The 19,307-nt window shown below is 65.8% G+C and carries 18 protein-coding genes and 1 tRNA gene; 10 read left to right on the top strand and 9 right to left on the bottom strand.

Annotated features, from left to right (window positions below):
• Positions 1-196: 196 nt before the first annotated feature.
• A complete protein-coding gene (locus ARTSIC4J27_RS03390; protein WP_235436511.1) occupies positions 197-379 on the top strand; it encodes a hypothetical protein in 183 nt (60 codons plus the stop codon).
• A 9-nt stretch (positions 380-388) separates the two neighbouring features.
• Here the strand turns inward: ARTSIC4J27_RS03390 and ARTSIC4J27_RS03385 are convergent, their stop codons facing one another.
• From ARTSIC4J27_RS03385 to ARTSIC4J27_RS22440, 3 genes are read right to left on the bottom strand one after another with little or no spacing between them, the layout of a single operon-like run.
• Positions 389-1,300: an NUDIX hydrolase gene (locus ARTSIC4J27_RS03385; protein ID WP_050053809.1), complete on the bottom strand. Its 912-nt coding sequence runs from the start codon at positions 1,298-1,300 to the stop codon at positions 389-391.
• Between the two features lie 15 nt (positions 1,301-1,315).
• A complete protein-coding gene (locus ARTSIC4J27_RS03380) occupies positions 1,316-1,849 on the bottom strand; it encodes a RidA family protein (protein ID WP_050053808.1) in 534 nt (177 codons plus the stop codon).
• A gap of 1 nt (position 1,850) precedes the next feature.
• On the bottom strand, positions 1,851-2,006 hold the full coding sequence (locus ARTSIC4J27_RS22440; protein WP_003797879.1) for a DUF4177 domain-containing protein: 156 nt from the start codon (positions 2,004-2,006) through the stop codon (positions 1,851-1,853).
• A 37-nt stretch (positions 2,007-2,043) separates the two neighbouring features.
• Here ARTSIC4J27_RS22440 and ARTSIC4J27_RS03375 point away from each other — a divergent pair, with 37 nt between their 5' ends.
• From ARTSIC4J27_RS03375 to ARTSIC4J27_RS03355, 5 genes are all read left to right on the top strand, one after another.
• Positions 2,044-4,359 (top strand): transglycosylase domain-containing protein, encoded by a 2,316-nt coding sequence (locus ARTSIC4J27_RS03375; RefSeq protein WP_050053807.1) that lies wholly within the window; start codon positions 2,044-2,046, stop codon positions 4,357-4,359.
• 9 nt (positions 4,360-4,368) lie between these two features.
• Positions 4,369-5,313 carry a metallophosphoesterase gene (locus ARTSIC4J27_RS03370; protein WP_407681113.1) on the top strand — a complete coding sequence of 315 codons (945 nt, stop codon included), beginning with the start codon at positions 4,369-4,371 and terminating at the stop codon, positions 5,311-5,313.
• Between the two features lie 210 nt (positions 5,314-5,523).
• Positions 5,524-7,332 carry an ABC transporter ATP-binding protein gene (locus ARTSIC4J27_RS03365; protein WP_050053805.1) on the top strand — a complete coding sequence of 603 codons (1,809 nt, stop codon included), beginning with the start codon at positions 5,524-5,526 and terminating at the stop codon, positions 7,330-7,332.
• Positions 7,329-9,155 carry an ABC transporter ATP-binding protein gene (locus ARTSIC4J27_RS03360; protein WP_050053804.1) on the top strand — a complete coding sequence of 609 codons (1,827 nt, stop codon included), beginning with the start codon at positions 7,329-7,331 and terminating at the stop codon, positions 9,153-9,155. The genes ARTSIC4J27_RS03365 and ARTSIC4J27_RS03360 overlap by 4 nt, the downstream gene beginning before the upstream one ends.
• A gap of 84 nt (positions 9,156-9,239) precedes the next feature.
• Positions 9,240-9,316 (top strand) — tRNA-Pro (locus ARTSIC4J27_RS03355).
• 137 nt (positions 9,317-9,453) lie between these two features.
• Here ARTSIC4J27_RS03355 and ARTSIC4J27_RS03350 read toward each other — a convergent pair.
• Positions 9,454-9,672: a hypothetical protein gene (locus ARTSIC4J27_RS03350; RefSeq protein ID WP_050053803.1), complete on the bottom strand. Its 219-nt coding sequence runs from the start codon at positions 9,670-9,672 to the stop codon at positions 9,454-9,456.
• A gap of 133 nt (positions 9,673-9,805) precedes the next feature.
• On the opposite strand from ARTSIC4J27_RS03350, the gene ARTSIC4J27_RS03345 reads away from it, so the two are divergent.
• Entirely contained in the window at positions 9,806-11,071 is a 1,266-nt protein-coding gene (locus ARTSIC4J27_RS03345; protein WP_050053802.1) for a helix-turn-helix domain-containing protein, read from the top strand.
• A 53-nt stretch (positions 11,072-11,124) separates the two neighbouring features.
• On the opposite strand, the gene ARTSIC4J27_RS03340 is transcribed toward ARTSIC4J27_RS03345, so the two are convergent.
• Both ARTSIC4J27_RS03340 and purD read right to left on the bottom strand, forming a co-directional pair.
• Positions 11,125-12,063, bottom strand: coding sequence for a phosphoribosylaminoimidazolesuccinocarboxamide synthase (locus tag ARTSIC4J27_RS03340; protein WP_050053801.1), 939 nt, complete (start codon positions 12,061-12,063; stop codon positions 11,125-11,127).
• Between the two features lies 1 nt (position 12,064).
• On the bottom strand, positions 12,065-13,381 hold the full coding sequence (gene purD, locus ARTSIC4J27_RS03335) for a phosphoribosylamine--glycine ligase (protein WP_050053927.1): 1,317 nt from the start codon (positions 13,379-13,381) through the stop codon (positions 12,065-12,067).
• A gap of 95 nt (positions 13,382-13,476) precedes the next feature.
• On the opposite strand from purD, the gene ARTSIC4J27_RS03330 reads away from it, so the two are divergent.
• Genes ARTSIC4J27_RS03330 through ARTSIC4J27_RS03320 form a run of 3 tightly spaced genes read left to right on the top strand, consistent with a single transcriptional unit; the run spans position 13,477 to position 16,521 of the window.
• Complete coding sequence (locus ARTSIC4J27_RS03330) at positions 13,477-15,051, top strand: molybdopterin-dependent oxidoreductase (RefSeq protein ID WP_050053800.1); 1,575 nt, start codon at positions 13,477-13,479, stop codon at positions 15,049-15,051.
• Positions 15,052-15,087: 36 nt separating this feature from the next.
• Positions 15,088-16,104 (top strand): asparaginase, encoded by a 1,017-nt coding sequence (locus ARTSIC4J27_RS03325; RefSeq protein WP_050053799.1) that lies wholly within the window; start codon positions 15,088-15,090, stop codon positions 16,102-16,104.
• 36 nt (positions 16,105-16,140) lie between these two features.
• On the top strand, positions 16,141-16,521 hold the full coding sequence (locus tag ARTSIC4J27_RS03320; RefSeq protein WP_050053798.1) for a sterol carrier family protein: 381 nt from the start codon (positions 16,141-16,143) through the stop codon (positions 16,519-16,521).
• Positions 16,522-16,581: 60 nt separating this feature from the next.
• Here the strand turns inward: ARTSIC4J27_RS03320 and ARTSIC4J27_RS23110 are convergent, their stop codons facing one another.
• The 3 genes from ARTSIC4J27_RS23110 to ARTSIC4J27_RS03305 form a co-directional block, all read right to left on the bottom strand.
• Positions 16,582-17,595, bottom strand: a complete 1,014-nt coding sequence (locus ARTSIC4J27_RS23110; RefSeq protein ID WP_235436510.1) for an endonuclease domain-containing protein — start codon at positions 17,593-17,595, stop codon at positions 16,582-16,584.
• Positions 17,596-17,746: 151 nt separating this feature from the next.
• Positions 17,747-18,508: an SDR family oxidoreductase gene (locus tag ARTSIC4J27_RS03310; protein ID WP_050053797.1), complete on the bottom strand. Its 762-nt coding sequence runs from the start codon at positions 18,506-18,508 to the stop codon at positions 17,747-17,749.
• Positions 18,509-18,560: 52 nt separating this feature from the next.
• Complete coding sequence (locus tag ARTSIC4J27_RS03305) at positions 18,561-19,304, bottom strand: aspartate/glutamate racemase family protein (protein WP_050053796.1); 744 nt, start codon at positions 19,302-19,304, stop codon at positions 18,561-18,563.
• Between the last annotated feature and the right edge of the window lie 3 nt (positions 19,305-19,307).

Genomic DNA, 19,307 nt, shown 5'->3' with positions numbered 1-19,307 from the left:
CGCGCGCCCGGGTTTTGGCAGCCACATCTGAGCGAGCGTCCGGGTTTAGGCAGCCACGTCCGAGCGCGCGCCCGCGTTTTGGCAGCCACATCTGAGCGCGCGCCCGGGTTTTGGCAGCCACATCCGAGCGAGCGTCCTCAACCACGGCCCGCCAACCACCGAAGCGGCGTAAAATTGGGCCTAGAGGTGCATGGCAATGTCCGTGGCTATGGTGGTTGTTTTGATCCTGCTGGGCGTGGCTTCCCTTGCCGCGGTGGTCGGCACGGTGGTCCTGGTGATCCGGGACGGCCGCGGGCAGATTCCGCTGGAACCGTCTGTCAAACCGTGGACAGCCGGGAACCTGCCCAGCCGCCCCTATTCAACGCTGCGCCGCATCTAGCGCCCAGGTTCAGCGTTCGCGCTGGGGGTCTCCGGCCACGGTCTTGGCGGCCTCGACCTCGAGCAGGAGCTTCCCGTCTTCCTCCACAAGCTGCGGCTGGTAGACGTGCGCCTTGCGCTTGTAGCTGAGGTAGGCGATGCAACCGTTGGCCCTGGCCATCTTTTCAAGCATGATCTCGGAGCCGGGCACCAGGAGCTCGCCGAGCGTGCGGCCCACGGTGTTCTCCTGGCCTACCTCGTCGCCCAGGGCAGTGGTATCCCGCCCGGCTAGCACCTCGGCAACGTTAACCCACCGCCCCCACACGCCCTTGCCCTCCAGCAGCGTGGGCTGCTGGTTCAGCGGAACGGTGGCGGCAAAGTAGCGGGTATCGAACCGGCGGTGGGCGAAGTCCGGGCTGCGCCAGTTGACCAGGGACTTCAGCAGGTCGGTCCGCAGCGACAGCCCCCGTTTGCCAAGAAGCTCCGGGAACGTCTTTTCCTGCTCGGCCACCGCGAGGCGGGCGCGCATCCAGTCAGCGGTGGATGTTGCTTCAAAGGTGGTGGCCATATCCGGGCCGGCAAGCAGCAGGCCGGTCTCCTCGAAGAGTTCGCGGATGGCTCCCACCACATGGCGGCGCGCCAGCCCGACGTCGTCCGTTCCCATCTGCTCAGCCCAATGCTGGGGGGAGGGGCCCAGCCAGCCGACGGGATCGTCGTCGGCGGCGTCCAGTGAGCCACCGGGAAACGCGAGGACCCCCAAGGGCGAGGAACCGGGCCGGTAGGCCAGCCAGGTTTCCAGGCCGGTGGGGGAATCACGCAGCAGGACAACGGACGATGCGAGACGGGCGGCCCGAGGGCTCCTCTCGCCGTGTTCAAGCCAGCTCTGCGCTGCCCCTTCAAGGTCTTGAGGGAGTGCAAACAGGCGTCGGGCGAGCTGAGGCAAAGGAAGCGACCGGTCCTAGCTGAATTCCGCTATCAGTTCGACCTCTACCGGAGAGTCGAGCGGCAGAACGGAAACGCCGACGGCGGAACGTGCGTGCTGGCCCGCGTCACCGAGGACGCGGCCCAGCAGTTCCGAGGCACCATTGATCACGCCGGGCTGGCCGGTGAACGACGGGTCCGATGAGACGAATCCCACAACCTTGACGATCCGGGTGATCCGGTCGAGGTCGCCGATGACGCTTTTGACGGCCGCCAGGGCGTTGACGGCGCAGACCGCGGCGTACTGCTGGGCGTCCTCGGGCGAAACGGTGGGCTCGTCGGCGAAGCCTTCGGTGCCGGCAGAAACTTTCCCGGTTGCTGGGAGTTTGCCATTAATAAAAGGCAGCTGGCCGGAGGTGTAGACGTGGTTGCCGGAGATCACGGCAGGGACGTAGGCGGCTACCGGGGGGGCCACCTCGGGAAGGGTCAGCCCCAGGTCCGCCAGCCGCTGCTCAACAGCGGAAACAGGTGTGGCGGCGGTGCCGGACTGGGCTTCTGCGGAGGTGCTCATGCTACTGCTTCTCCCTCTTCAGGTAGGCAACCAGACCGTTTCCGTCCGGTCCGGGGACTACCTGGACAAGCTCCCAGCCGTCATCTCCCCACTGGTCCAGGATCTGTTTTGTGGCATGGATAATGAGCGGAATCGTGGCGTACTCCCATTTGGTCATGAGAGAAAGACTAGTCCTTGCCGGTAAAGTGGAAAACATGGCGACTCGTAAGAACCCATTATTCGACACTGCCACCACCCTTGGAAAGATCCTCGTTTTCCTTGGCGTGAGTGCACTTTGTGGTGTCCTGGTAGCAGGCCTGCTGGTCCCCGCGGCAGCCGTCTCGGGCAGCGCGGCCAGTGGTTCGATCGAGTTCTTCGACACCCTTCCGGCAGAGCTGAAGGTTGATCCGCCCAACCAGACCACCAGGATCCTGGCCGCCGACGGCAGCGAGATCGCCAGCGTCTACACGGAGAACCGGACCAAGGTTGCACTGGACCAGATTTCGCCGTTCATGAAGGAAGCTGTCATCGCCGTCGAGGACAGCCGTTTTTATGACCACGGTGGTGTGGACACCACCGGTATCCTGCGCGCCCTGGTCAGCACCGCGCGCGGCAACAAGCAGGGCGCGTCCACCATCACGCAGCAGTACGTCAACAACGTCCTCAACGCCAACCTCGCCGCCGAGGGTAACGAGGACCAGATCAAGCTCAACGGCGTGAACAAGGGCGTGGGCGACAAACTGCGCGAAATGAAGCTGGCCATCGCCCTGGAGAAGGAGTTCAACAAGGAGCAGATCCTTGAGGGCTACCTGAACATCGTGTTCTTCAACCGCGATGCGTACGGCGTCGAGGCCGCGTCCAGGTTCTTCTTCAGCACCTCGGCCAAAGACCTCTCGCTGCCGCAGGCTGCGCTGCTGGCCGGCCTGGTCAACAGTCCCTCCGCGTTTGACCCCATCGCCAACCCCGACCGCTCGAAAGAGCGCCGCGACCTGGTCCTGGGCCTGATGCTGAACCAGGGCAAGATCAGCCAGGCAGACCATGACGCCGCCGTCGCCACTCCGGTGGAAACCAAGGTGACCCAGCCCAAGCAGGGCTGCGCCTACGCGTCCAGCGCGCCTTACTTCTGCGACTACATCCTGCACCTGCTGGAGAACAACCCGGCTTACGGCACGGACCTCAAGGAACGCCAGCGCCTGATCTACGGCGGCGGCCTCACCATCACCACCACGCTGGACCCGAACGCCCAGGCCGTTGCCCAGGAGCAGGTCAACGCTTCCGCCGGTGCCAACCCGGACAAATGGGGCGCTGCGATGGTGTCCGTGCAGCCGGGCACCGGCAAGATCGTCTCCATGGCGCAGAACACCTCGTTCCTGCCCGGCGAGGGCAGCTTCGATTCCCAATTGAATTTCAATGTGGACAAGCTGGACAAGGACGGCAACGACCTTAACGGCATGGGTGGCGCCCAGCCCGGCTCCACCATGAAGCCGTTCACGTTCGCTGAATGGCTCAATGAGGGCAAGTCCATGAATACCGTGGTGAACTCGGCCCAGCGTGTCTACCCGCTGAGCTTCCCCTGGCGGCACACCTGCGGCAAGGTGACCGGGGGCTACAGCACAGTTCAAAAGAACCAGGGACTTGGCACCGCTGATGACCTGCAGAACGCAGAACCCCAGTGGTACCGGCCGCTCTCCGTTCTTGAAGGCCTCTACAACTCCATCAACACCGTGACCTTCGCTTCCGCAGCCCAGCTGGACTTCTGCGGCATCCAGAAGGTGGTCGACGCCGTCGGGCTCCACAGCGGCCTGCCGTCCCGGGACGGCAGCGAGCCGAACCCCAAGGTGGACATGTCCCTCCTGGGCAACCTGCTGGGTTCCACCCAGACGTCCCCACTGACCATGGCCAGCGCCTTCGCAACATTCGCGAATGACGGCAAGTTCTGTGAAGCCATCGCCATCACGTCCGTCAAGGATGCAACGGGCAAGGATCTGCCCGCTCAGTCCACCAGTTGCCGGGACGCCATCAAGCCCGAGGTGGCCCGTGGTGTGAACTACGCGCTGCAGGAAGTCCTTAACCGGGGCTCCGGCTCGCTCATCCAACCCAGGATCTCCACCCGGACCAGCTTCCCCATCGGCGCCAAGACCGGTACGTCCAACAACAACGGCTCCACCTGGGTTGTTGGCCACACCACCGGCCTGGCCACCGCTGCCTGGTTCGGTGACGCACTGGGAGACCAGGGCCGCGCGGGCCAGAACATCACGGTCAACGGGAAGTTCTACCAGGGCATCGACGGCTACATGATCGCCGGGCCGATGTTCTCCAACTTCATGTCGAAGATCGCCCCGGCCTACGGCACCAATCCGTTCCCGGCGCCGCCGAGCAACCTCCTGAACGGCGGCGGATCCACGACACGGACCACACCGTCCACGCCCCAGGCCACCACGGCTCCTTCCGCACCCGCCACCCAGCCTGCACCGCAGCCGAGCAGCAACGGCAACGGCAACGGGAACGGCAATGGAAACGGGAACGGCTAGCCGCCGATGATGTCAACCAGTGCTTTGGCAGGCCGCGCCCGGACTATCGGGCGCGGCTTTGCCGTCACCGCAGGAGCCGGAGCCACGGCGGGACTGGCTGCTTTCGGGTACGGCCTGTGGGAGAAAAACCAGTTTGTGCTGCGCGAGGAAACCCTGGACATCCTCCCGCCCGGGCAGGCGCCCTTCCGTATCCTGCACCTGAGCGATATCCACTTTGTTCCCGGGCAGGAGAAGAAGGCGGCCTGGCTGGAGTCCCTCGCCAGCCTGGAGCCGGACTTGGTGGTGAACACCGGTGACAACCTCAGCCATATCAAGGCCGTGGACCCGCTCCTGGCGGCGCTCCGCCCCCTCCTGGAGTTCCCCGGCGTTTTTGTTCCCGGCTCCAACGACTACTTCGCGCCCAGCCTGAAGAACCCCGCCTCCTATTTCCTGGGCCCTTCCAAGGTGAAGCCGAAACCGGTCCAGCTGGACTGGCCGCGCCTGCGCTCGGGCTTTGGCATGGGCGGCTGGATAGACCTGACCAACCGGCACCAGTCGGTGGTCCTGAAGGGCATCCGCTTCGACTTCTCCGGCGTGGACGATCCCCACCTGAACCGCGAACGCTATGCCGGCTGGCCCCGCGGCACTGTCAACCAGAACGCCGTGCCGCATCTGCGCGTCGCCGTCATCCACGCCCCGTACCAGCGCGTGTTGGACCACTTCACCGAGGACGGCGCGGACCTCCTGCTCGCCGGGCATACCCACGGCGGCCAGTTGTGCATCCCCGGTTACGGCGCCCTGGTGTCCAACTGCGACCTCCCCACCTGGCGGGCCAAGGGCCTCAATGACTGGCAGAGTAACGGAAGTACGACGCCGGTCAACGTCTCGGGCGGCATCGGCACCTCACGCTTCGCCCCGGTCCGCATCGCTTGCAAGCCTGAAGCGGTCCTGCTCACCCTCACCTCGCCCAACTGACCCGTTGAGCTATCACTTGTGGTTCCCAAACCGGGGTTTTGGGAACCTTATCTGCTAGCTCAAGTGGAGGGCGCGGCGGGGGGTCCATTGCGCAATGCAATAACTGGGCAAGCTTCAAAGGCAGCCCGGAAGCCTGTGAATCGTCTCACGCCATGGCATAGGGTAGTTGCTACGGGAAACTACATTCGTTTTAGAGCTTGAGAAGCGGGCATGGCCAAGCAAACTCCATTTTTTCGATCCATCAGTCGCCTCTACCCCCATGTCCGGCCAATCATCCCCCGGCTTCTGCTGGGACTACTCTGCGCCTTGATGGCCAGCGTTGTTGCCCTTACCATCCCGCAGGTCCTTCGGGTGCTGGTCAATGAATCATTGGAGGCCGGCGGTGCGACGGAAGCGGTCTGGGTATCCGCGGGGGTCATCCTGGTGTTGGGCGTGGCCGAGGCCGGCCTGGTGGCCCTGCGCCGGCAGTTCGTCATCAACCCCGCCACGTCAGTGGAAACCAAGATGCGGATTTCGCTCTACGGCCACCTCCAGGACTTAACCGTCTCCTTCCACGACCGCTGGGGATCCGGCCAGCTGCTGTCCCGTGCCATGACGGACCTGAACTTCCTGCGCCGCTGGATGGCATTCGGCGCCATCATGCTGGTAGTCACCACCCTCACGGTGATCATCGGCATCACCGTGATGTTTGTGATGAGCTGGCAGCTGGCCCTCATCTTCCTGGCCGCCGCCGTGCCCATCATGGCCTACAGCTTCCGATTCCGGACCCGCTTCAGCAGGGTGGCCCGCCGCAGCCAGGACCAGGCCGGCGACCTCGCCACCACCGTGGAGGAATCCGTCCACGGCATCCGGGTGCTCAAAGCATTCGGGCGGAGCCGGGAGGCGCTCGAAAACTTCAATGAACAAGCCGAGGAACTGCGCCAGACGGAAATCGAAAAAGCGCGCCACCAGGCAACATTCACCATGGTGGTCACACTGCTTCCCGAACTCGCCCTCGGCGCGGGCCTGGTGGTGGGCGTGATGCTGTGCGCCAGCGGCCAGCTCAGCATCGGCTCGCTGGTGGCGTTCTTTGCCACCGCGGCCGTTATGGCCTCGCCGGTGGAGTTCTCCGGAATGCTGCTGGCCATGGCGCTCACTGCCAAGACCGCCGTCGACCGACACTTCGAAGTGATGGATACGCCCAACAGCATCACCAGTCCCCCGGAGCCGCGCCGGCCCGGCGAACTGGCCGGCGAGCTACGTTTCAACAGCGCCACCTTCGCTTTCGAGGACGCGCCGGACAAACCCATCCTGAAGGACATCAACCTGGACGTCCGGCCCGGGGAAACGATGGCGCTGGTGGGTACCACCGGCAGCGGCAAGAGCGCCCTGATCCAGCTCGTTCCCCGCCTTTACGATGTGACCGGCGGCGCCATCACGATTGACGGCGTGGACCTGCGGGACTTCGACGTGGAGGAGCTCCGCCGGATCGTCGCAGTGGCCTTCGAAGACACCACGCTGTTCTCCAATTCGGTCCGGGACAACGTCCTGCTTGGCGCTCCAGTACGCACCGACGCCGTCCTCGACGAGGCCCTGGATGTTGCCCAGGCGCACTTTGCGTACTCGCTGCCGGAGGGTGTGGACACCCTGATCGGCGAGGAAGGACTCAGCCTGTCCGGCGGGCAGCGGCAGCGGATTGCCCTGGCCCGCGCCATCGCCGCACACCCCCGCGTGCTGGTCCTGGACGACCCGCTGTCCGCCCTGGACGTGCACACGGAGGAACTGGTGGAAACCCGGCTCCGGGCCGTGCTGAAGGACACCACCACGCTGATCGTGGCCCACCGCCCGTCCACCGTGGCGCTGGCTGACCGGGTGGCGCTGCTGGAGGACGGCCGGATCACCGCCGTCGGCACGCACACCGAACTGCTGGCAAGCAACCACCACTACCGGTACGTCATCGCCAGCCTGGACCAGGAACCGCGGGACCTGGACTCCGAACTGTCCGCCCTCGAGGACCAGGCAGAGGAAGTGACCCGATGAGCAGCACAACCTTCGGCACGGCCAACGAGGACAACGCCCACCTCAGCAAGAGCGACAGCAGGACGGTACGACGGCGGTCGCTGGCTCTGTTGCGCAGCCTGATCCGGCCGGTTCGGCTGCGGTTCTGGCTGACGATTGCCACGGTGGTCCTTTCGCAGGCGGCCCGCGTGGCCGGTCCGGCGTTGATCGCCTTCGGCATCGACAACGCGCTGCCGGCCCTGCAGGCCGGGGACAACCTCCCCCTGGTGTTCACCGGCGTCGCCTACCTGCTCGCGGCGGTGGCGACGGCGGGACTCACCGCTCTGTACGTGACCTCCACCGCGAAGCTGAGCCAGGCCATGCTCCTGGATTTGCGCCTGCGGGTGTTCCGCCACACCCAGCGGCTGAGCCTGGAGTTCCACGAGAAGTACACCTCCGGCCGGATCATTGCCCGACAGACCTCGGACCTGGAAGCCTTACGCGAACTCCTGGATTCCGGCGTCAGCTCCCTGGCGTCCGGCATGCTCTTTATGATCTTCACTGCCGTCACCGTGTTCGCCCTGGACTGGCGCAGCGGCCTGCTGGTGCTGGCCGCGGGTGTCCCCATGTTTTTCCTGGCCCGCTGGTACCAGAAGCACTCCCAGATCGTGTTCCGCGAATCCCGGGTGGTGTCCGCCCGGCTGATCGTGCACTTTGTGGAGACGATGACCGGCATCCGGGCCGTGAAGGCCTTCCGCAAGGAGCAGGAAAACGCTGACCGCTACGGCACCCTCGCCGAGGACTACCGGCTGGTGACCGCCCGGTCCATCAACCTCAACGGCATTTTCCAGCCCGGGCTGGTGCTGATCGGGAACGTGTGCGTGGCCGTGGTGCTGCTTTTCGGCGGGTTCCGTGTGCTCACCGGCGACCTTGCCGTCGGTGTGCTGCTGGCGCTCATGCTGTCCACCAAGCGGTTCTTCCAGCCGGTGGACCAGATGGCGATGTTCTACAACTCCTTCCAGAGTGCCCAGGCAGCCCTCGAGAAGGTATCCGGCCTCCTCGAGGAAGTGCCCACTGTCCGGCCGCCCAAAAATCCGGTGGCACTGCGGAACGCCAGGGGTGCGATCGATTTCAAGGACGTTGAGTTCCGCTACGGCGACGGCCCGCTCATCGTGCCCCGGCTCAACCTGCACATCCCCGCCGGCCAGACAGTGGCCCTGGTGGGCCAGACAGGCGCCGGGAAATCCACGCTCGCCAAGCTGATTGCCCGCTTCTATGACGTTTCCTCCGGCTCGTTGACACTGGACGACGTGGACCTGCGCAACCTGAGTACCACGGACCTGAGGCGGAACATCGTTATGGTCACCCAGGAGGCCTTCCTGTTCAGCGGATCCGTTGCCGACAACATCGCGCTGGGCCGGCCGGAGGCGTCAAGGGCAGAAATCGAGGAAGCAGCGAAAGCGGTGGGCGCGCATGACTTCATCCTGGAACTTCCGGAAGGATATGACACGGATGTCAACAAGCGCGGCGGCAGAGTCTCATCGGGGCAGCGCCAGCTCATCAGCTTCGCCCGGGCGTTCCTGGCCCGCCCGGCGGTGCTGATCCTGGACGAGGCCACGTCGTCACTGGACATCCCCTCGGAGCGGCTGGTGCAGCACGGGCTGGCCCGGCTGCTGGCGGGCACGGACGCCGCCAGCAGGACGGCGCTGATCATCGCGCACCGGCTGTCCACGGTGGAAACCGCGGACCGGGTGCTGGTGGTGCACGACGGCCGGATCGTCGAGGACGGCTCACCCGCGGAGCTGATCGGCGGCGGCGGACGCTTTGCCGACCTGCACGGCGCGTGGAAGGACTCGCTGGTCTGAGCCGGGCTACCGGGCGGCCAGGTCCAGGATTTCGCATCGGGACCCCGCATCGGCTATCCTTGTAAAGTTGCTTTTGCAGCGGATCGGGATGTAGCGCAGCTTGGTAGCGCGCTTCGTTCGGGACGAAGAGGTCGCAGGTTCAAATCCTGTCATCCCGACCATAGTGGAAGAGGGTCTCCTACGGGAGGCCCTCTTTTGCGCTCCCGGGCAACCCGCAAAATGGTAACTTTCCGGTAAAGGGAAAGGCCCCGGAGCAGTTGCTCCGGGGCCTCCCTCGCCTCCTGTGTTGAGGAAGCTATTACATCGGGTCAGGCCAGTTGCCGGTGTACGTGGTGTACGTAGTGTCGGTGTTCTTATCCTTGACCGGCTTTGACATGGGATCGGGCCAGTTGCCCGTGCGTGCTACGGCAACATTCTCCGTGTCGGCGATGGAACCCGCAGACAGAACGGCCGGAGCCGCGGCAGTGAAGGCCAGTGCCCCAGCCAAAGCGGCGGCGGCTGCAATCTTCTTCAACATATATATGTTCCTCAATACGAGTCGGATTCGTTACAAAGTCAGCACTGCCCTTGTTGACATACATTGTAAAATGTTTTCCACAGAGGCTGTCAAGCCTCTGCTGCAAAAGGTGTCCGGAAAAGGAGGAAATCCCGTGGGCAACGGATTCGGGGAGAAGCTCCGGGCGGAGCGGCTTGAGCGCGGACTGACACAGGCTGAACTGGGCAAGGATCTTTACTCCCCCAGTTACATCTCCCTGCTTGAAACCGGCCGTCGGGAACCAACGGCGGAGGTGATTGACGAGCTGGCCAAACGGCTTGAGCTTGCACCCAAGGCACTCGAGGCCTGGAGCCAACCTATTACTGTCAGCGATGCCGAGTACGTCCTGGCCGGCCTGTACGCACGCCAGGCCTGGGACTTGCGGGACTATCCGCTCGCCGCAAGCCACGCGGCCAATGCGGCCCAGATCGCCCTTGACGGCAAGAACACCAGCGCCTGGTGGAACATGTCGTATATGCAGGCCGAATGCCTGATGAAGCACGGCGACCTGAAGGAGTGCCGGGAGATAATCCAGCGCCTGCTGGAGCACCCGATGGCTACGGAGTCGGTGGGCCTGGGTGTGCGCGCCCGGCAGATGCTGGCCACGGTGTGCCAACGCCAGGGGCAGCTGTCAATGGCTGTCAATTATGCGCAGGAGGCCATGGAGCTTTCGCGCCAGCTGCCAAAGAGTTCCACCATCATCGTAGGCGCACTGCGGGTCCTGATCGGCGCTCTCGCGGAGAGCGGCCGGCTGGATGAAGCGTGGAATTCCTGCCAGGACCTGCTGGCCCAGGTTGATGAAAATGCCATGTCCCAGCTCGCCGGCGAGGTGGCATGGGTGGTGGGCAACGTGGCCTTTATGCGGCACGACTACACCGAAGGCGTCAAGCACCACGAACGTGCCGCGAAGCTCCTCTCCCCCGCCAACGACATCGAGCTCTGGGCGCGGTTCAACAAGGCATCCGCCGCGGTGCGGCTCTCGTCTGGAATTGTCGAGCCCGAAACCCTGTCCTCGATTGAACGGGCGGAACTGGCCTTCTCCATTGTCGGCGGAACCAAGAGCGATGAGCTGGAGGTCGCCTTCATCCGGGCCCGCTGGCTGTACCTGACCGGGGACATTGTCGCCGCCGTCGAAAAGCTGCGCGAAATCCACGCCGAACGCAAAGCCCTGGCCAAACACACGGCCGGGGAAGTGTCGCTTCTCCTGGGCAAGTCCTTGAAGGCCGCGGGCGAAGCCGACGAAGCGCTGGTCCACCTTGAGGAAGCCCAGAAGGCCTTCAGCGCGGCAGGAGCAGCGGACCGCGTCCAGCAGGCCCTGGACGCCGTCCTGGAAATCCGGCTTGCCCAGCAACGGGCGGCAGCGGCCACCACGGCCAGCTAAGCCGCACACCACCCGCCCGGAGCCGCTGGGGCTCCGGACAAGCGGGGCATCAGTCAGGCGAAGCTTTTCCCGGTGAGTTTCTCGTACGCCTCGACGTAGCGGCTGCGGGTCCGGTCCACAACGTCGGCGGGCAGTGCCGGCGGAGGTGTATTCGAGGACCTGTCCCAGCCGGATTCTGCGGACGTGAGCCAGTCCCGGACGTACTGCTTGTCGTACGAGGGCTGCGCCTGTCCCGGCTGGTACGTGGAAGCATCCCAGAACCGGGAGGAATCCGGCGTCAGCACCTCATCGCCCAGGGTGATGGAACCGGAGACGGCGTCGTAACCGAACTCCACCTTGGTATCGGCCAGGATAATCCCGCGCTCCCGCGCGATCGCCTCCGCCGTGGTGTAGATCTGCAAGGTGAGCTCGCTCAGCCGGCCGGCGATGTCGTCACCCACCATGCCCACCACGGCGTCGTAGGTGATGTTCTCGTCATGCTCGCCCACCGCGGCCTTGGCCGACGGCGTAAAGATGGCGTGCTCCAGCCGCGACCCGTCCACCAGGCCCTCCGGCAGCGGGATGCTGCACACGGTTCCGGACGCGCGGTACTCCTGCAGTCCCGAGCCGGTGAGGTAGCCGCGGGCAATGCACTCCACCGGGAACATGTCCAGCTTCTTGCAGATCATGGCCCGGCCTTCCACGGCAGCCGGCACCCCCTCCTCCACGGTGGACGCCAGCACGTGGTGCTCCACGGCAAGCTGGTCGAACCACCACAGGCTCAGCTGGGTGAGGATGCGTCCCTTGTCCGGAATCTCGCTGGCCAGGACGTGGTCGAAGGCGCTGATGCGGTCGCTGGCCACCACCAGCACGCACTCCTGGCCCACCCGTTCCACGATCGAGTCGTCGGCGGGCTCGTACAGGTCGCGCACCTTGCCGGAGTAGACATGCTTCCAGCCCGGCAGGTCCAGGGTGGCGGCGTTGAAGCCGCGGGTTGCGGGAGTCTCGCTCATGCTATGCCTTCGCCTTCGTTACGGGCAGTGATCCGGTGGCACCGGACGATACCTTAATCTCACCGCGGGCGGCCTTGCGACCAATGTCCGTGCGGAACTGCGAGCCTTCAAGCTGAACCAGCTCCACGCCGTCGTACGCTTTTTCGCGCGCCTCCACCAGGTCGCTGCCCAACGCAACAACGGCAAGGACGCGACCGCCGGCGGAGATCACCTTGCCGTCCTCGTCAAAGGAGGTCCCGGCGTGGATCACGTGGACGCCTTCGAGCTCCTCCACCTTTTTCAGGCCGCGGATGCGGTCACCGGTGCGGGGTGTGTCGGGGTAGTTTTCCGAGGCGACGACGACGGCGACTGCAGTTTCCTTGGACCAGCGCAGCTCTTCCGCCTTGTCCAGTTCGCCCTTGGCGGCTGCCAGGAGCAGGGCACCGAGGGGGGTCTTGAGCCGTGCCAGCACGGCCTGGGTTTCCGGGTCGCCGAAGCGGACGTTGAATTCGATGACGCGGGTACCGCGGGATGTGAGGGCCAGCCCCACGAACAGTACGCCAACGAACGGGGTGCCGCGGCGGGCCATCTCGTTGACGGTGGGCTGGGCCACGCGGTCGATGACTTCCTGGACCAGGCCTTCGGGAGCCCACTCCAGCGGCGTGTAGGCGCCCATGCCGCCGGTGTTGGGGCCTTCGTCGTTGTCGAAAATGCGCTTGAAGTCCTGGGCCGGTGACAGCGGGACGGTGTTTTGTCCGTCGCAGAGGACAAAGAGGGAAACCTCGGGTCCGTCGAGGAACTCCTCGATCACCACGGAGCCGCCGGCATCGAAGCATGACTGTGCGTGGGCCAGGGCTTCGTCGCGGTTCCTGGTGACCACGACGCCCTTGCCGGCGGCAAGCCCGTCGTCCTTCACCACGTAGGGTGCGCCGAAGGTGTCCAGGGCTGATGCGGCTTCGTCGGCGTTGGTGGCCACCATGGCCATGGCCGTGGGCACGCCTGCTTCCGCCATGATCTCCTTGGCGAAGGCCTTGGACGCCTCAAGCTGGGCGGCGGCCTTGCTGGGGCCGAACACGGGGATTCCGGCTTTGCGGACGGCATCGGAAACACCTGCTGCGAGCGGCGCCTCCGGACCCACCACCACCAGGTCCACGGCGAGCTTGGTGGCCAGGGCCGCTACGGCGTCGGGATCGTTGCCGTTAATCTTGTGGGTGGGGACCAGCTTGCTGATGCCGGCATTGCCGGGGGCTGCATGGACCTCGGATACGTTGGGGTCGGCGAGCAGGGAGCGGACAATGGCGTGTTCGCGGCCTCCGGGGCCGATGACTAGTACCTTCACAGTCTCCAAGGGTACTTTGTGGACCCAGCCCGCTCCTAAGCTGTGTCAGCGGCCGCCAAAACAATCCCGGGAGCGGTCCGCTCCGAACCAGTGTTATGAAAAAGCTCCTGAACTGGCTCAAAGGTCCCACTGCCATGGCCGCACTGGCAGGCGTGGTGGCGGCCGCCGTCGTGCTTGCCGTGGCCGAGCTGGCGGGAGCGTTTTTTACGGCCCGTGCCACCCCCGTGTTTGCCCTGGGCTCCACCTTCATAGACTTCACGCCGTCGTGGATGAAGGACTTCGCCATCGCCACGTTCGGCACCAATGACAAGGCAGCGCTTTTTGTGGGCATGGGCCTCACCATCGCCGTCCTGGCCTGTGTGCTGGGTCTGGTGGCGTACAGGCGGTGGGCGCTGGGCGCGCTGGGGGTCCTGTTGATGGGCGCGGTTATCGTGGCCAGCGTGGTCACCCGTGCCGGCGTAGGCCCGGCCGATGCCATCCCGTCCGTTGTGGGAACGCTCGCCGGCCTGGTGGTGCTCCGGCTCCTGGTGGTCCGGTTGCGGGGCCTGAAGTCGTGGCCCGAAGCGCCGGCGGACTCCGCGGAGCGTGCCGTGCCCGGCGGTGCCAGCCGCCGTCGCTTCTTCGCCGCTGCCGGGATCACCGCGGCGGCTGCCGGCATCGCCGCGACGGGCGGCCGCTTCCTGAGTGCGGCCCGCAGCAATATTTCCCAAGCCCGAGAGGCGCTGCAGCTGCCCGCCCCCGCCAAGGCTGCCGCCGCCCTTCCGGGCGGCGTGCAGTCCCCGGTGCCGGGCGTCCCGTCCTGGCTGACGCCCAATGGTGAGTTCTACCGCATCGACACTGCCCTGAGCGTGCCGGAAATCAACGCCGAAGACTGGGAGTTGCGGGTGCACGGGCTGGTGGAGGAAGAAGTGCGGCTCACCTTCCGGGACCTGCTCGACGCCGACCTGATCGAATCGCACGTAACCCTCACCTGTGTCTCCAATCCCGTGGGCGGCAACCTCGCCGGCAATGCCAAATGGCTTGGCCTGCCCATCCGTGAGGTGCTGAAGCGGGCGCGGCCCAAGGACGGGGCAGACATGGTGCTCTCCACCTCGATTGACGGTTTCAGCGCCTCCACGCCTTTGGAAGTCCTGCAGGACGGCCGCAACGCCATGCTGGCGATCGGCATGAACGGCGAGCCGCTGCCCCTCGAGCACGGCTACCCCGTGCGGATGGTGGTTCCGGGCCTGTACGGTTTCGTCTCCGCCACCAAGTGGGTGGTGGACCTTGAAGTGACAAGGTTCGCGGACAACAAAGCGTATTGGACCGAGCGCGGCTGGTCCGAGCGCGGGCCAATCAAGACCATGGCGCGGGTGGATGTTCCCCGGTCCTTCGCCAAGGTGCCTGCCGGGAAGGTGGCCGTGGGCGGCACCGCCTGGGCCCAGACCCGGGGCATCACCAAGGTGGAGCTCCAGATCGACGACGCGGACTGGGTGGAGGTGGACCTCTCCGCCGAGGCGTCCCTGGTGACCTGGCGCCAGTGGTCCTATGAGTGGGATGCCACGCCCGGCCCGCACTACCTGAAAGTCCGGGCCACAGACGGCACTGGCGAAGTGCAGACCGAGCAGCGGGCCGATCCCGTTCCGGACGGCGCTTCAGGCTGGCAGTCGGTGATGGTCACCGTGGAGTAGCCGGGCATCCGGGATGCGGGCCCCTAGACTGGCAGGATGCCGCATAACCCGCATGCCACCTTTACCGTGGACTCCGCCGTCGAACTGGCCGTGATCGAACGCAGCGGCTTTGTGGAATCCCGGCACATCGGCTCCGCCGTCCTGCTCTCCGCCGACGGGTCCGTCGTCACCGAACTTGGCGACATCAACACCCCGATCTACGCCAGGTCCGCCCTGAAACCGTTCCAGGCGCTGGCCTCGATGCAGTCCGGCGTGCCGCTCCGTGGTGCCCAGGTGGCGCTGGCCTGCGCAAGCCATGTGGGCTCCCTGGACCATATGGACGTGGTGTCCGGCATGCTCAAGGCTGCCGGTGTGCGCGAGGACCAGCTGCAGTGCCCGGAGGCCTGGCCGCAGGACGAAACGGCCCGGAACTGGCTGGTGCGTTCGGAAAAAGGCAAATCGAAGCTGGCTTTCAACTGCTCCGGCAAGCACGCCGCCTTCCTGTGGGCCTGCACGGAAAACGGCTGGGACACGCACAGCTATCTGGAGCCCAACCACCCGCTGCAGCAGCAGGTCCGGGGCGTCATCGAAGAATACACCGGGGAGAAGATCGCGCACCTTGGGATCGACGGCTGCGGCGCCCCGGTGGCAGCCGTTTCGCTCAAGGGCCTGGCCCGGGGCTTCTCTCAGCTGGCCAAGGCGCCCGGCGACCAAAGCTTCAACGCCCGGGCGGCCACCATCGCAACATCGATGCTGGACTACCCGTGGGCTGTCCAGGGCCGCGGCGAGGCCAACACCATTGTGATGGACGAGCTGGAAATCATCGCCAAAATAGGGGCGGAAGGCGTGCTGGCCATGGCCACACAGCAGGGCGTTTCCGTGGCCGTCAAGATCCTCGACGGGAACGTACGGGCCACCTCGCTGGTGGCCCTGACCTTGCTGGCCGCTGCCGGCGCCGTGGAAGTTCCCGGCGTGGCCAGTGTGCTGGAGAAGGTAGTCGAGCCGGTGCTGGGCGGCGGCCGCCCGGTGGGTAAGATCCGGCTGGGCCCCGCGGTGTCGGCGCTCCTGGACTGACTCACTCGACCCACTGGCTGAAGGAAGACTCGAAGCATGGCTGTAGCCCGCCGTCGTATTGACGTTCAAGAAGGCGCCGCCGCGGTGCAGGCATGGCGGAAAGCCGCCGGACCGTCGTCGGACGTTCCTCCCGTTCCGCGGGCCGTATTGGCCACCGCCGTGCGGTACACGCTTGAGGAGGTGACGGCGCGGGCGCCGGGGAATTCGGTGGAGGTGCGGGTGCCGCCGTTCGGCGTCACCCAGTGTGTCGAAGGGCCGCGCCATACGCGCGGAACGCCGCCCAATGTGATCGAGTGCGACGCCGCCACCTGGCTTGCGATGGCTACCGGCCAGCTGAGTTGGGCGGAGGCAGTCGCGGCCGGCAAGGTGGCCGCCTCAGGCCTGCGCGCTGATCTCTCAGCACTCCTCCCGCTTTAGAGTTTTTGTCCAGATATGCAGACTTCCGCGGCCCGGAACCCTGCATATCTGGACAAAAACTCACCGCCGCCAGCCCTGTTTGCGCAGCGCCTCGTTCACCCGCGACACAACCCACTCCGGGCCGCGTTGCATGTCGATCCGGTTGATCTTCACCTGCCGCCAACCTGCTTCGGCAACCCGCTGGTCCCGATAGGCATCCAATGCCTGCTGTTCCGGCGTCAGGTGATGGGCGCCGTCGTACTCAATGCACGTCCGGAATCGCGGGCAGCCAAGGTCCGTCCATACCGGCCGCCCCAGGACATCGTCCACCCGGCAGTTCGGCATGAATTCCGGGAGGCCGGCGTCGTCCAGCATTAACCGCAGCTTGGTTTCCGGCGGTGAGTCCACACCGACGCGCAGGTGTTCAAGGGCTTCCCTGGCCTTGCGTACGCCATGGATCCCGCTGGCGCCGGCCACAAAAGTGCGCAGCTCGGGCAGCGGGATCATCGCACGCTTCGGCTCACCGAAGGTCCTCGCATGTTCACTGATGATGGCGTCGCCGGCAACAATGAGGTCGTCCATAGGCAGGACGGAACCAAGGTCCACCCAAGTCCGGGCCACCGATGTCAGCCGCAGCCCGTCGATGTCGACCAAGTCGCCCTCACGAACCTTGAGCCGGTGCCCGGCGACCCCCTTCCGCCGCGGAAGCGTTCCGCCGCCGCGCCTGGAAAGATGAAGGAACCGGCCGGGCTCGCGGAAGTGCGCACCGGATTTTTTGCCCCACGGAGGCGGGCCGACGGCGGCAGTCACCGGGCCGCCGTCGTCCGGCTGAAACTCAGCCCACGGAGGCAGCGGGATCCGCAGGATCTCGGCGGCGGTGATGAGGCTGCCGAAGGTGTCAGCGCACAGCCGGGTGTGCGAGCGGACAAGAGCGGTCAAATCCGGCGGGCTCGATGTCGGCACCCGGATACCCCTGCTGGGGCGGTGCAGATCCCTGGCCGCGAGCCGGCTCCGGCTCAGGCGGGCGTACATCTCCTCATCCTGGCCGAACGGACGGTCCTCGAACTCTTCCGGCAGGGGCGAGAATCTGCTCATGTTTTATTGAGCCACGCCAATTTTGGCTCCACCGGGTTATCCACAGGTTTGCGCCCTGCCTGCGGAGTTTTTGTCCAGATATGCAGACTTCGGCTGCCCGCAACCCTGCATATGTGGACAAAAACTCCAATGCGTTAGCCGCTCCGGTCCGTCAGCCGCGACCGATGAACGGCATGCCCGCGGCGGTGACCACCACGGACCCCACACTCGCCGAGGCCGGCATGTTGGCCATCATCAGGACCGCCCGGGCAGCATCCTCCACGGGAAACGTGGGTTCCACCCGGCGGCTGCCGTCCGCCTGCAGCGCGCCCTCCCCCACGCCGATGGTGTCCATGATCTCGGTGGCCGTGTTGCCGATATCGATCTGCCCGCAGGTAATGCCGAACGCCCGGCCGTCCAGCTCGATGCTTTTGGTCAGCCCGGTCATGGCGTGCTTGGTAACGGCATAAGCCACCGTCCTGGGCCGGGGCGAGTGCGCGGAGATGGAGCCGTTGTTGATGATCCGGCCGCCCTGCGGATCCTGCGCCTTCATGGCCCGGACGGCGGCCGCTGCGCACAGCATGGAGCCGGTGAGGTTCACCGCCAGCGTGGCGTCCCAGTCGGCCAGCGAAATCTCATCCACGCTGGCCGTCGGGCCGAACACCCCGGCGTTGTTGAACAGCAGGTCCACACGGCCCCACTTCTGGCGGGCGGCCTCGAAAAGGCGCTCGACGTCGTCGGGCCGGGTCACGTCGCAGGTGACCGGAAGGGCGTGCGGATGGCCGTCCGCCGTCTCCACCAGCTGCTGTTCGCGCCGCCCAGCGAGGGCAACAGCGTAGCCGTTGGCCAGGAGAAGGCGGGCCACCGCCCGGCCGATGCCGGAACCCGCTCCGGTGACCACTGCGATGCGTCCCGGGGCCTGGGGATGGTTCAAACTCTTCTCCTGGTGTATCTGTGGCGCCGACGGCTGCGTACGAGAGCGTGCTTCAGAGGGATGCCGGCACGCCAGTGCTGTTCAGCGGCCAGCCTATGACGGTTTTGGGCCGCGGCGCAGCGTAGGTCCGGACTTTGGATGTGGACAGGCGCATGCGGACCAACGATTCGGCGATAGTAACCGCGGACGCGACTCCGTCCACCACCGGCACGCCGGCCCGCTGCCGGATCTGCTCGTCCAGGCCGGCCATGCCGCCGCAGCCGAGCACAATCACCTCGGCCTTGTCCTGGCTGACGGCCAGCATTGCCTGGCTGATGATGGCTTCCACGGCGCGGTCCGGCTCCTCCTCGAGTTCCAGGACAGCCATCCCGCTGGCCCGGACGGAGGCGCAGCGGGCATCAAGGCCGGCAAGTTTGAGCCGGTCCTCGATGAGCGGGACGGTCCGGTCCAGGGTGGTCACCACTGAGTACTTGTGGCCCAGGAACATCGCGGTGCTGGCTGCCGCCTCGGTGATGTCCACTACCGGGACGTCGAGCAGTTCCTGGAGGCCCTCCCGGCCGTGCTCGCCGTACCCGGCCTGGACGACGGCGTCGAACGGCTCCGGATAGCGGGTCACCGCATCCATCACTGCGATGGCGGCAAGGTAGCTTTCGAAGTTTCCCTCGCACGAGTCGGCGCCGAAGCGCGGCGTGATCCCGACGATTTCCGTACCCGGCGACGCGATGCTGCGCGCCTGGGCGGCGATGGAGTCCGTCATGGACCCGGTGGTGTTGACGTTGGCTACGAGGATGCGCATAAG

The sequence above is a fragment of the Pseudarthrobacter siccitolerans genome, from assembly GCF_001046895.1.
Classification (GTDB): domain Bacteria; phylum Actinomycetota; class Actinomycetes; order Actinomycetales; family Micrococcaceae; genus Arthrobacter; species Arthrobacter siccitolerans.
Note: the sequence above shows the minus strand (reverse complement) of the source record. Positions and strands in the feature narration are given on the sequence as shown.